This window comes from Chitinophaga sp. SVR4-12A (assembly GCF_056754765.1).
Genome location: NZ_JBPGWP010000001.1, coordinates 848709 through 861929 on the forward strand (window position 1 = coordinate 848709; position 13221 = coordinate 861929).

13 protein-coding genes are annotated in these 13221 nt (G+C 48.0%); 2 read left to right on the forward strand and 11 right to left on the reverse strand.

Translation table 11 applies throughout. The annotated features are described in order from the left end of the window. Window positions 1–8: 8 nt before the first annotated feature. From ACR9Y8_RS03300 to xth, 5 genes are all read right to left on the reverse strand, one after another. Window positions 9–821 (reverse strand): hypothetical protein, encoded by an 813-nt coding sequence (locus ACR9Y8_RS03300; RefSeq protein WP_481211806.1) that lies wholly within the window; start codon window positions 819–821, stop codon window positions 9–11. Between the two features lie 6 nt (window positions 822–827). After that, window positions 828–1211: a GntR family transcriptional regulator gene (locus ACR9Y8_RS03305; RefSeq protein WP_481211807.1), complete on the reverse strand. Its 384-nt coding sequence runs from the start codon at window positions 1209–1211 to the stop codon at window positions 828–830. 4 nt (window positions 1212–1215) lie between these two features. Next, window positions 1216–2070, reverse strand: coding sequence for a hypothetical protein (locus tag ACR9Y8_RS03310; RefSeq protein WP_481211808.1), 855 nt, complete (start codon window positions 2068–2070; stop codon window positions 1216–1218). Then, the gene (locus ACR9Y8_RS03315; RefSeq protein WP_481211809.1) at window positions 2067–2897 is read right to left on the reverse strand and encodes an ABC transporter ATP-binding protein; all 831 of its coding nucleotides are present in this window, start codon (window positions 2895–2897) and stop codon (window positions 2067–2069) included. Before ACR9Y8_RS03315 ends, ACR9Y8_RS03310 begins: the two co-directional genes overlap by 4 nt. An 81-nt stretch (window positions 2898–2978) precedes the next feature. Then, a complete protein-coding gene (gene xth, locus ACR9Y8_RS03320; protein ID WP_481211810.1) occupies window positions 2979–3752 on the reverse strand; it encodes an exodeoxyribonuclease III in 774 nt (257 codons plus the stop codon). 91 nt (window positions 3753–3843) lie between these two features. Here xth and ACR9Y8_RS03325 point away from each other — a divergent pair, with 91 nt between their 5' ends. Then, a complete protein-coding gene (locus ACR9Y8_RS03325) occupies window positions 3844–4098 on the forward strand; it encodes a SemiSWEET family sugar transporter (protein ID WP_481211811.1) in 255 nt (84 codons plus the stop codon). Window positions 4099–4131: 33 nt separating this feature from the next. Here ACR9Y8_RS03325 and ACR9Y8_RS03330 read toward each other — a convergent pair whose 3' ends face one another. Beyond that, entirely contained in the window at window positions 4132–4494 is a 363-nt protein-coding gene (locus ACR9Y8_RS03330) for a DUF2200 domain-containing protein (RefSeq protein ID WP_481211812.1), read from the reverse strand. A 95-nt stretch (window positions 4495–4589) separates the two neighbouring features. Between ACR9Y8_RS03330 and ACR9Y8_RS03335 the strand changes: the two genes are divergently transcribed. After that, window positions 4590–5066: a hypothetical protein gene (locus ACR9Y8_RS03335; RefSeq protein WP_481211813.1), complete on the forward strand. Its 477-nt coding sequence runs from the start codon at window positions 4590–4592 to the stop codon at window positions 5064–5066. A 106-nt stretch (window positions 5067–5172) separates the two neighbouring features. Here the strand turns inward: ACR9Y8_RS03335 and ACR9Y8_RS03340 are convergent, their stop codons facing one another. From ACR9Y8_RS03340 to ACR9Y8_RS03360, 5 genes are all read right to left on the reverse strand, one after another. Then, entirely contained in the window at window positions 5173–5925 is a 753-nt protein-coding gene (locus ACR9Y8_RS03340; RefSeq protein WP_481211814.1) for an SDR family oxidoreductase, read from the reverse strand. Between the two features lie 84 nt (window positions 5926–6009). After that, window positions 6010–6597 (reverse strand): Crp/Fnr family transcriptional regulator, encoded by a 588-nt coding sequence (locus ACR9Y8_RS03345; protein ID WP_481211815.1) that lies wholly within the window; start codon window positions 6595–6597, stop codon window positions 6010–6012. 132 nt (window positions 6598–6729) lie between these two features. Continuing rightward, window positions 6730–9930, reverse strand: coding sequence for a reprolysin-like metallopeptidase (locus ACR9Y8_RS03350; protein ID WP_481211816.1), 3201 nt, complete (start codon window positions 9928–9930; stop codon window positions 6730–6732). Between the two features lie 139 nt (window positions 9931–10069). After that, window positions 10070–11314 (reverse strand): family 8 glycosyl hydrolase, encoded by a 1245-nt coding sequence (locus ACR9Y8_RS03355; protein ID WP_481211817.1) that lies wholly within the window; start codon window positions 11312–11314, stop codon window positions 10070–10072. A 122-nt stretch (window positions 11315–11436) separates the two neighbouring features. Then, complete coding sequence (locus ACR9Y8_RS03360; RefSeq protein WP_481211818.1) at window positions 11437–13221, reverse strand: RagB/SusD family nutrient uptake outer membrane protein; 1785 nt, start codon at window positions 13219–13221, stop codon at window positions 11437–11439.

Below are 13221 nucleotides of genomic sequence, written 5' to 3' on the forward strand. Positions count from 1 at the left end.
AGATTTGATTAGTGGATTTCTATTGTTGTTTTTATGAGGTTCTTTCCTGTCAAAGATACACGGCTGTCAGCACTGGCATTAACGTGTGGCTGACCGACCCGTGCTTTCCTGTCAATCAATTCTGATGCACTATCCAGGCGGGCAGACAGACAGTGCATCACTGCAGTGCTGTTCAGCAACATCACGGTGTTAACGCAGCGGATATTTACCGAATCGAAAAACTCATCAGGCAGTTCATATCGTTTGACATTCCCGACGTCCTGCGCATCCTGTTCTGCAAACCACACGGTTGCATTCACGGCATCCAGTGAAAAAGATTTTGGGGGAACAGGCGCCGGTCCGCCTCTTATAAGCATTTGTCCGTTGACTATTTTGATACTGCGCAGCGATGAAGAATAAAGATTGATCTGCCCGATGCTTTGCCGGTAAAACCAATCTGCATAAGGACGGTGCAATGGCTGCCGGAATGATCCCTGCACATACAAGGTGTCACCCTCCTGCCGGAGCACCGGCGTTATTCCACCCCGTACCTCTAAAGCATTGGTCAATACGCTCCCTTCGTTCATCCGCGCCCCGAATTCTTCCTTTGGTATTTCTATAAAATCTGCATCGGCCGGGATGATATTCACCCAAACAGTTCCGTTCAGCACTACATTTTTAATGCCTGATAAATTGAAGCGCTGCAGCCGGGTGGCCTGCACCTGTTTGAGCGTAACTACATTCCCAAGCAGCAGCTGGCGGTACAGGAACAAATTGACGGCCACCGTGATCAGCACAACAGTGAATACGGAGATCCATATCAGCCTGGTACTCTTTTTCATATCCGCCTATTTCTGTAGTTCCTTTTTGAACTGTTTTTTGAACTGCTCATACCGGGGTTTTAGCTCCGCCAGGTCGATCTGCAATAAATAAAGGCTACGGAAAAGCTGGGGCAGGTCCATTTCGATAAACCGCGTTTTGCGGTAACGGGTAGCCTGTTCTATTGCATCATCCGCTGCAAAGATGCCTACGCCCCTTTTGTTGACGATCACTCCCTCCTGTTGCAGCACATCATAGGTACGCAATACTGTATTGGGGTTAACACCCAGCTGCACTGCCAGCTCCCTGATCGCAGGCACACGCTCTCCGGCCGGCCAGGCTCCCAGCAGGATCTTCTCGCACACAAATTCTGCGATCTGCAAATAAATAGGTTGAGATTCTTTAAACTGCATGCTATTAAATTTCTTTTTCCGTGAGACGATAATAAGCGATAGTCCAAACCAGGCCGGGCATCCCATATTGCGCGAGGGCTACCAAAGCATTTGTCAGCCATCGGGATAAATAGACAAAATGCGCCGGATGACCTACGTCGTCATACTGCACCCAGGAAAAATGCAGTAGACGCCAGCCATGTGGAAGAAACAGGTTTACTATCCGCTCATGAAAGACCACCATGACAAACATACCGCACAGCACAACCAGAATCGACTTAATGACAACAAAACGGGAAAAATACAGGGGGCCTAGGAAAAACACTCCCTGAACGGAGAAAAAGCCCAGCAAAAATAGATGATTGTTTCTTTCAAAATAGGGCCCCTGTTCCCCGGTAAAGACGTTATAAACAATGGTGGGCGCCACCCTGACCATAGCATTTGGCATATTACGGGGATGCTGTTCAAGGATCCGGTTGCTCAGCTGCACCATAGGAATGTCGATCAGGTAAAACACCACTGTGTACGTAACAAAGAAAACCAACACGCCATAAAAGAGCACACAAAGCAACTTTTCCAGCTGAGAGGCGGGCAGGGCGAGGAATGAAATACCTTCCCGCTTTAAGCACAGGTCTGAGAAGAGTGATCCTGCATACAGGCAACCGGCCACATACAATCCAAAAAAGTAGGTGGAGAATTGCGTTGTGATGTCTATCAGCGACCAGCTGTCCACCGTCAGCAGGAATGAAAACCAAGCCAGTAAGATGCCCGCGAGGGCCAGGACAAACAATATATAACGTTTGCCATTCTCCGCCCAGTGCCTTCCCAGCAGCATCTGCCATCGTTCAAAATGAAAAACTTCTGATGAATAGGCGTTCATTTGAAATAAGCATTTATAACTTTCTCGTCTGTATTAACTGCTTTATAGAGCATTTCCAGGTTGGTTCGGCTTTCTTCCTGTAAATAGTTGGGAAGAATTAAAGCATTCCCGCTTAAAGCATATTCACGATAAATGGCCATCGCTTCCTCGTTCTCATCCCGTGATAGTTTGAACAGCAGCTTTTCGGCAATGGTATCGATGCCCTGGTCAAAGATGATCCGGCATTTATCCATGACCATCACACGGTCTATCAGCTGTTCAAGATCATTTACCTGGTGAGTGGAGATCAGCATACATTTCCGCTCGTTGATGGCGCCGGCTATCACTTTCCTGAATTGATTCTTGCTGACAATGTCCAGTCCATTGGTAGGCTCGTCCATTAACAGCAGCTCCGCGTTCGTTGCGAGCGCAAAGCTGATGAGGACCTTCTTCTGTTGTCCGTAGCTCATATCTGTCAGGCGGGAAACGATCGGCACTTCCAGCTCACGGCAATAATGTTCGAATGCGTTGCGGTCGAAACCGCCATAGAATGGCGCTGTATATTTCAGCCACTGGTCCAGTCCGATGGCAGGTAACTGTATATCTTCCGGTACAAGAAATACTTTTTGAAGAAAGGAAGGTTGCCGTTTACGCGGTTCATAGCCCAGTACATCGATCTCTCCACTATGCGGGAAAAGAAATCCGGCAATATTACGGAGCAAGGTGGATTTCCCGGTTCCATTCCGACCCAGCAAGCCATATATACACCCGGCCGACAATGTCATATCGAGACCGGATAAGACCTGTTGCCGGCGATAGGAGAAGTGTAGGTTTTGGATGGTGACCATGTGGTGTACTAGTGAAATAGGACACTAAGGTTGTGAATAATTCTGAAATGGACAAATATTTTTTTGGGGATCATCATCCTGTCATGCGATTTCGATCCAAACCGGCGCGTGGTCACTTGTTTTCTCCCAGGCTCTGACATGCTTATCTATTCCGCCTGCGAGCAGGTGTTTTCCCAGATCAGGGCTTAATAAAAAGTGATCCATACGAATTCCGGCGTCCCGTTTGAACGCATTACCGAAATAATCCCAGTAGGTGAATATTTTCTGATCGGGGTAAAGCTGCCGTATGGCATCTATCCAGCCTTGCTTTAACAGTTTTTGAAATGTTGCCCGGGGCTCAGGAAAAAAGACGGCGTCGTTCACCCAGCGTTCCGGTTTATGTGCATCCATTTCTGTGGGCACTACATTATAGTCGCCTACCAATACCACAGGTGAACCGGACTTCACCAGGCGCCCTGCCTTCTTAAGCAACCGCTTAAACCAGGTCATTTTGTAATCGAATTTTGGCCCGGGAGCGGGGTTACCATTTGGAAGATAGAGGCAGGCAATAATGATCCCGTTGACCTTTGCTTCAATATACCGGCTTTGCAGATCTTCCGGATCTCCGGGGAGCCCTTTTCCAATCTCCTCCAAATGATGACCATCTTTTGCAAGTATGGCTACGCCGTTCCAGCTTTTCTGTCCATGCCAGATTGAGCTGTAGCCAATTTCTTTAAGGCTTTTCCCGGGAAACTTTTCGTCTGAGGTTTTCAGCTCCTGCAAACAGGCAATGTCCGGTTTTGATTCTTCTAACCAACGGAGCAATACCGGCAGGCGGCCATTTACGCCATTCACGTTATAGGTTGCTATTTTCATGCAGGCGGTTTTCATTCAGCGTTCAAACGCTGTGCCAGCGCCAGCCCCATCTTTGCTATCCGGGGGTATGATAATTGGTATTGATATCACTATGCAATTGATCGAAATACTGGGTTTGGCAGCAGGTATCTGTACTTCGTCCTCACTGATCCCCCAATTGATTAAAACCATTAAGCTCCGGAAGGCGGATGATGTTTCCGTATTTATGTTCATTGTGATGATGACAGGGAACAGTTTGTGGATCTATTACGGCATTGATAAGTCCGATTTCCCGATCATAGCCACCAATATTTTTGCGCTCGTGCTTAATATAGCGATGCTTGTACTAAAAGCGAAATTCGGATAGTTCGTATAGGAGGTCGGCCCTGCAATTCGGGGCTTATTTGCGCAGGATCTTCTCCATTTTCCTGCCCTTCGCCAGCTCATCTACCAGTTTATCCAGGTACCTGGCTTGCTGTGTCAAGGGATTTTCGATCTCCTCTACGCGATATCCGCAGATCATGCCGGTGATGAGATGCACATTGGGGTTAAGCGAAGCGCGTTGAAAGAATGTTTCAAAAGTTACTTTTTCATCTATTAATTCCTGCAGTTTCTTATCATCGAAACCTGTTAACCATGCTATCACCTGGTGCAATTCTTCCTTTGTTCTGCCCTTCTTCTCCACTTTTGCAACATACATGGGATAGACCGAGGCAAAGGTCATTTTTGCGATGCGCTGATCATGTGTGCTGGAAGTTTGCATACCCGTGTATCCTGAGTTAAACTGGTTATCAATCAAATATAACAATAAAATTGCATTTAGAATAATATTAACAAAAGGTTGGTTATCTTCATAGTATGAAACGTGCAATCATTTTTGCAGCCATTTTTTTGTCGGCTTTGGCAACAAAAGCGCAGGTCCATCCTGAACAGCGGGCTGATACCAACTATCTTCAAAAGAAGTGGTTTGTGACAAAATATGCCGGGATTTCGACTGGTTTTCTTGCATTTAAAGGGGGAAGCGCTAATTACCTTTCGGCTCCTTTAGAACTAATGATTAATCGCCAGCTAAGCAATAACCTCGTTGCTTTTGGCGGCGTTTCTGCAACTCCTTATCTTTTACAATACAATGGTGCATTCTATCAACCCGGGATTAACAAAAACTATAGCTCCATGCGGGTCAATAATTCCGGTATTTATCCTGCTGCCAAAGTAGGCCTGATGTATATCAGCAACGATAGAACATTTTCTATTTCCGGTAGTATTAGTGTAAGCAGGAGCAGCTACTATGGCTTCTCCCCTATTTATGCTCCTCCTAATGCCCATGTGCAGTAAAACAACGCATTTATCACCGCTATAAACGACAAACCCGCTTCCAGGAGCGGGTTTGTCGTTTCCCGGCGTTTGCGCCAGCTCATTCTTTTCAGTGTGTGAAGCTGAATTACAGCTCTCTCAGACCGCCATCAAGAAGGATCTCCGCGCCCAGCATGAAGGCAGAATCTTCTGTTGCGAGATATAATGCCGCAGCTGCGATCTCTTCTGAGGTCCCTACCCGCTTAACCGGTGTAAAATCAGCCATAGCTTCCATCATTGCCTTTGCTTCGCCAGCATCGCCGGTAACTGTATGAAACACGGGCGTATCGATGGGGCCCGGAGAAAGCGTATTTACCCGGATCTTCCTGTCAAGCAGCTCAGCAGAGAAGCTCCTGGCCAGCGAGCGAACGGCCGCTTTTGTAGCTGAATAAGCTGCATGATTGGGAATGCCCTTTTCATTCACAGTGGAAGATATCAGTACCACGGCAGCGCCGTCTTTCAGTACAGGTAATGCCTTCTGCACAGAAAAGAAAGCGCCTTTGAAGTTAATGTCACTTACTTTATCGAACTGTTCTTCAGTAAAATCTGCCAGCGGTCCAAGCACATAAACGCCTGCATTCACGATCAGCACGTCTATCTTGCCCAGCTTTTCTTCCACGGTGCTGTAAATCCGGCTAAGGTCATCCAGCCTGGACACATCGCCCTGGATGCCCAATCCATCAGGGCCAATTTCTTTGATTGCTTTATCGATAGTTGCCTGATTACGGCCGGTAATGGCTACTTTAGCCCCCTCTTCCGCGAAACGTTTGGCGATTCCCAAACCGATACCGCTGCTACCGCCGGTAACAACGGCTACTTTGTTTTTTAATTTACCTGACATTTTTGATGCGTTTTTACATCACAAAACTACCAGGACTTAAGGCCACTAAAAATGAACTACATTAAAAAAAACGGTTGAACCAGTTCACTTTTTCTTCACCTTATCGTTGCGGATCTTGGAAAGGAACTCTTTGGTCATATTCAGGTAGGACGCAAGGGCATATTGAGGTAAGCGTTGCGCCACGTCCGGATATGTCTCCACGAATTCATTATAACGCTGCTCTGCATCCTGCGTCAGGTTGGAAACAATACGCCGTGCATAAAAGGCTGCTGATTTTTCAGCCATCATCCGGAAAAGCGTCTCCAACTGGTGATCAGCCGCTTTCAATTCCTGCTCTGCCTCATAGCCAATTTGGAGCACGACACTGTCTTCCAGCGCAACCACGAACTGTGTTGCCGGGGTTTGATAGATATAACTATTATAATCGGAGATCCACCAGTCTTCTATAGCAAATTGTATAGTACAATCGTTACCCTTTTCATCGATCACATAAGACCGGAAAGCGCCTTTGAGCACATAGAACCGGTATTTGGCGACAAAACCGGGTTGTATGACAAACTGTTTTTTACGCACTTTAACCATCTTAAACGCGGCGATAAGTTTGTCAAGATTTGCCCCGGAAAGCGCGATCTTTTTGGTAACATTATTAATGAAAGGTGTTATCGATTCCATCAGACTTTCGTGCTTATACACAAAAATACGTGTTTATCGCGCGACTATTACCGGGAAGTAAACGCTATCTAAAAAAAGCCAGTGCCCCTTCACGAGACACTGGCTTTTCTGTAACCAGGTGCAATATTTCCTTTATTGTTTAACGATCTTCGTAGTGCTCACTTCATTCTCTCCGTTCCTGATCTTGATTATATAAACACCTGCAGGCAATGTAGAAATATCCAGCTGCGAGTTATCCATACTTACCTGGCGATGCAATACCACCCGGCCATTTACATCAAACATCCGCACATCTGATTTTCCTGTGTACCCGGCGAGGTTGATGTTCACTATATTGGTAGCAGGGTTCGGAAATACGCCTACTTTCTGCACTTTGTTAGTGATCGCATCAGCGGGATCAGTTCCGCGGGTAGCGGTACCTAACTGTACCCGTAATGTGTAACAGGTAGTAGCGCTATTAGCCCCGTTGTAACCATACACCTGTGCGTAGTAGGTACCCGGACTAACCGTTCTGCTGATGGTTTCGTTGCTGGTGCCGCCTAATTGTGAAATAGCGATCTGTCCGCCTGTGCTGTTCAGCAGTTTCAGGTCATAGTCGCCAGGCAGGGTGCGCAATGTAATTGTGATAGTACCGCTGGTAGTGATCACAAATTTATAATGATCCACATCACCGCTTGGGCTGATGAGACCAGTTACATCGGTATTAAACGGAATGGTGGCAGCACCGCTGATCGTTCCGTTGCTTGCATTATCCAATGTATTCTGACAACCGGATACCGTCAATGTAGTGAATTGTGCGGTAGCATATGTACTGTTGCCACCGGAACAATTTGTTCTTACTCTCCAGTCATATAAAGTGGCGGAGCTTAACCCGCTCAAATTAACAGACGTGGAAGCAGTTCCGGTTACGGCATTGATCCAGGTTGAGGACGCATTTGTTTTATAGTCTACATCGTAGCTCAGGGCGCCGCTTACGGCTGACCAGCTAACAGTAGCCCCGGTGGTTGTTACCCCTGCACTGGTTAAACCAGTGGGCGCAGTACAGGTAATGCCTCCTGTTGTAGTAAACTGTGCCGCTGAATAAGTGCTGCTGCCGGTGCTGCAATTGGTTCTTACCCGGTAATCATAGGTAGTTCCTGCTGTAAGACCGGTTAAGCCAACAGAAGTGGCGGTTGTTGCAGTTGCAGCATTGATCCACGTGGAAGACGAAGCTGCTTTATAATCTACATCATATGATACAGCGCCGCTTACCGCTGTCCATCCTACTGTAGCAGCAGTATTGGTAACAGCAGAAGCAATTAAGCCGGCCGGAGCAGTACAGCCTGAACCAGATGTGATCGTGAAGTTGGTGTTCGAAATATCGAAGAAGATGTTCCCTACCGCTTCTATCTTCACTCTGGCTGTGGTAGTGGGTGTATTAGGAACAGTTATCACCTCGCTGCCGTCATTAGGCGTGCTTGCCACTAATGTGCTGAAGGTAGTGCCACCGTCTGTAGAGATAGAGATCTTTACGTTGGCGCAGCTAACCGGGGATGCAGTGGTATTCGCCACATTCCAGGTGACGGTTTGTGATGAATTGCCTGCCCAGGATACATTTGTATTGGGAGCAGTCACCGAAAAAGGCCCGGATGAATTAGACACGGTTACCGTCATATCCGCAAAATTGGTTTGCCCGATAGATACAGGTGCAGTAGAACTATATGGAGCGTTATCCCTTACCGTCAGGCGAAAATGCAAAGTTCTTGAAACGGAGCTCAACGCTTCCGTATTTGCTCCTGCATCACCGCCCGACAATGGGCCTGACACTAAACCGCCGGCAAGAATAGTTGACATTTTGGGGAAATATCTTGTTGGTGAGGTGCTTGGCGAAAATGAGATCCAGTTGGGGCCGGATGCTTTGCTGGCGCTGGCCACACTGGCGGATCCTGTTTGTGAGGAGGATGCATTATCATTTTGCTCCCAGCAGTAGGTCAGCACATCGCCGGCATTGGCATCGGTGGCAGAACCGGTCAATGCAAAGGGAGTACTGATAGGAATCGTGAAATTACCGCCGGCATTCACAACGGGCGTTGCGTTATTGGCAGAGATACTGGTAGTGACCGGGCAGGTTTTGCTGGAGAGATTGGCCTGGATCTGCGCAATGGAAGCCGCATGATAAATATCAATAGAATGCGGGGCCAGATCCTGGCTGGTAATACCGGCATAACCCATAATAGTGATCCCGGAACCAGGTTCCACATTCACGCCGGTGCCTTCATTGCTCATGGAGAAAGTGTGGTTGGCGCCTAACTGATGCCCTACTTCATGCACTACATAATCGATATCGAAATTATCTCCCTGCGGAATATTATCAGCAGGAGAAGTAAAGCCGCTACCTTTTGATGTATTGACACAAATGCAACCGATACAACCGGCGTTACCACCGCCGCCGGATGCGCCGAACAGGTGACCGATATCATAATTTGCCGCACCAATCACGGAGGTCAATGTATTCTGCAACTCGCTGTTCCAGGCTCCCCCTGCGCCGGAGCTGGCCGGGGAATAGGGGTCTGTTGAAGGATTGTAATAGAACACATTGGTGGTTGCCGCGATCAGGTTGAGGTGGATCGCCAGGTCCTTTTCATACACACCGTTACAACGGGTGAGTGTAGCGTTGACAGCTGCCAGCACTAATCCAACCTGCGAAGCGCTGGTAGCCCCGAAATAGTTGGAGTATTCAGCGGTAACTGACTGCGCCAGGCGCATTGTTTTCATATCGCCGGTTGACCTGGCATTAACGTCCGGTAACTGCCTGCTGATATTAGTTGCCAATTGCTGCTCCGGGGTAGAGCATTTCCATGGCAGGGTCTTCGGCTGTTTCTTAAATACCGTGTAAACAGTGTGGTCAGCAGAGTAAGGCTCAATGAACTCGCTTGGCTTTTCTGTACGAAAGACCATTGCCTGGATGCCCTGCGGGGAAATACTCAACTTCAACGTGGCCTGTTTATCGCTAATGCCTTTCCCGGAGAATGCCCTTATTCCCGGGAATTGGGCCTGCAATGCGGGCTCGAAATTGGAAGCTTCTACGATCTGGAATTGTTCAATTTCTCCGTCTGCATTAGGCAAGGAGATAACAGTTGCATGTGATGACGCATTGCCAACGGTTCTGAATATTTCGTTCCGCAAGGGAGTAAAATTCAGATCAAACAGTTGAAACTCAGTAGGGAATGCCAGCCGGGATACGGCTTTGTCGGGTGTGATCCTGGCGTTGTCGGTGTGGGGTCTCCAATAATTCTGTGCAAACGATAGGGTACTGCATAGCAGCGCTGCTGCAAAAAGTAAAACTTTTTTCATGTGTGGTTTGGGTTTTCATGGTGAAGAAATGCTCTCTGTATAAATGTAATTTAACCCACTGCGGCGGTAATTGCAGTGGGATGTATTACAACAGTGCTCTCCCAACACAACAGTTAAAAAGCATAAATTGTTCAGCAAATCAGTTGGCCGGCTGTATGATATGGTATTTACCGCTTAAATGCATGAGACTGAACAGGTACAACAATCCATCATAGTAGGGATCGAAATAACCATCTTCATAGGGCTCCAGCTTAGCATTCCAAAGCGCACGTACAAAATCCAGGCTGTTATCCTTTTTATTCACAAGTGAAGCAGCGGCGGCTGTCGCTACCAGGCCAAGCGAATGCCTCAGTTTTTTTACTTTCCCTGCCTGCAATATAAAATCAGGCTCGGATCCGTCCAGGTTAAACTGGTCTCCGAAGCTGTCGATACCTTTTGACCGCAGAAAACGTTGAAAGCGGCGGGCATAGTCCTCCTGCCATTTTTTATCCTTTCCAAACCATACATAATCCATAGCAATATTCATGGGTACCCTCCAGGAGTCATAACGGAAACCCGGCTGCATCCAGGGCGTTGGATGAGGAACACCACTAAACTCCGTATAGTCGGAATTCAGGCCGGTAACCGGGTGGCAGGCCCTGTGCAGGAAAACACGGGACGTGTCTGCACAGTCCCTGTAAAATTGCTCGTGCCCGTCTTTCGCGTACAATGCCCACACTTCGTAAAAGGCCGGGAGATGATAGGAAGGATCTGTCCAGTTATAGTTGCCACCTTCGGGCACGAAGGTGATCTGTTTGTGTTCCGTATTGATCAGGTTATAGATATTGCCGCTGCCGTCTTTTTCCCACATGGCATCCAATATTGCCCTTGCTTCTTTATAGTAATCAATACCGGTATTATTTCCCCAACGGTTTGCCGCAAACAGCAAGCTGGTGATATAATACAATTCGCCGTCAGAGGCTGAGCCTTCCGAATTGCGCTTCATGGTTTGCGGGTTTATGCTCCAGGCAAAATAACCCTTACGGGGCCCATCCTGGTGTTGGAGGTACTTTTTCGACCATCTCCAGATGCGGTCGAATACGTCTTTTTTATCCAGCTGAACGGCTATCATCATACCATATGAGAGCCCCTCCGTACGGGCATCGTGATTTTTCAAATCGGAAACATACGCCATCGAATCACCTACTTCAAAATAGATACGGTTGGGCCCTTCAAAGATATCATGATAAGCCTTATTGACCTTATCCTCGATGTCTGCCGTGCTGTAACCCGCTTCACGGAACAGGTTTCGCCCCGCTTGGGGGCTTTTCACCGTAAGGGATTGCCCTATGGCCCATCCCTGAACATAACAGACGATAAAAGATAATATCATTAGCTTTTTCATAGTCATTATAGCTTTGTTATTCCGCTGTTGATTTTTATAAGTTAAAGAAAATCCGGGATATAAATAGCTGTCAGTTTGACACCAGTGTTCAAGTTTTATTTACAAAATGCTGAGAATCCAGATCAGTTCCCATACCAGGGGTTCTGTGGAAACGCCGGTCCTTCTGTTACCAGGTCTATCTGCTGCTGCGGTATGGGCCTCAACATATGTTCAGGCAATACATTTGCCGCCGCTTCCTCATTGTATTGTTTAACCCTGGCAACCAGCGTTTTTGTCCGGGCAAGATCATACCACCTGTTACATTCGCCATATAGTTCCCTGGTACGTTCTTCAAGAGTAAAATCCAGCGTTACCTGGCCGGCGGTAATAGTCTGCGCGGCTACCGCAGCCGCATACTGATCTGGTGTTTGCCCTGGTTTTAGCGCGGCTCTTATTCGTAGCACGTTCAACATATCTGCAGCCTGCTGCAGTGATCCGCCTCCTTTCAGCGCCGCTTCAGCAGCGATCAGGTAGAGTTCCGAAAAACGGAACAGTATATAGGGCCTGTCAGAATAATCGTTCATATCGGCTCTTGTTGAATCGTCCCATTTACGCAGAGAAGGGTACAGCAGGCTGGTATAAGGCACCGTTACTCCCGGCAGATAATCAGGCTCAAAAATAATTCCCCGGAAGGCGGCTCTTTCGGGCGTCGTTATCACCCTGTCTGCCATCCAGATGGCGGTATCAACACCGTTGACAAGCGTACCTCTTGGTGTAGCCGCACCGGCTGTGCCTTTCACAGCCGCCGGCACACTGTTGGATAACCAGATGGTCTGAAAGGTGCCGTCATACCGGGAGTCTGTAGCCCTGTTCGCAAAAGCTACCTGCAGCACATAACGCATGTTGGGCCGTATTCTTTGCCAGGGACGGCCATTCTGCACATCTCTTACACACACGTAAGCTCCGCCCGCAGCGGGATAGTTGGCATTTACGGTGGGATAGTTCGGACGGAAAAAGAAGTTGGACTTATTCTCCTTCAGGTTGGTGGCGCCGGTACCTGTCTGGGAATTCTCTCCAAATTTCAGGTCTTTGTTATGATCAATGACCATGATGGTCTCCCGCCCGTATTCATTGCCTTCCAGGAAGCCCTGGGCAAACGAGGGCCAAAGGTCAAGACCATAAACACCTTTATTATCGATAATGCTTTTAGCGGTGTTAAAAGCGTCCGTAAAGTCGCTTCCTTTGGCTGCAGCTGACCATCCCCTCCACAGGTAAGTCTTTGCAAGCAGGTAAAGGGCCGTAGCTTTATAGGCAGGTTTACCCAAACCGGCAGCCGGCTGGTTGGGCAGCACTGCAGCGGCATCCTGCAGGTCCTTTATAATGGCATCATATACTTCGGCAACAGGCGCCCTGGTATCAGCGGCTTCCACCTGGGTATTGAAAGTGAGATGCAAGGGGACCTCGCCAAAAGTTGTAACCAGGTAGAAATAACAAAATGCACGCAGGAATTTAGCCTGCGCAAGCAGCTGCGCTTTTTTACCCTCATCCATCCTGGCCTCCTGTCCAAACTGGAGTATGCCATTAGCCGTGTTGATATCTATGTACATGGCATTCCAAAAGCCGCTATAGTCATTCGTGTTGCTCTTCATCAGAGACGAGTAGGTAAAGTTGTGCTGCACATCCGCGGCGCCACCTCTGATCATCTCATCCGTTCCGCCGTTAAAGAGCTGGGTAAAGATCTGCGTGCCCCAATGACTACGGAAGGAGGAATAGATACCCGCAACGCCTCCTTCCAATCCTTCGGGCGTTTTGAAATAATCGGGATCGATGGTTGCCCGGGGCTGCTCATTCAGCACCTTCTTACAAGCTGCTGCGATGATCAGTAACGCTGCCATCAGCAGCCATGAGAATTTTATATTCAGTTTCAT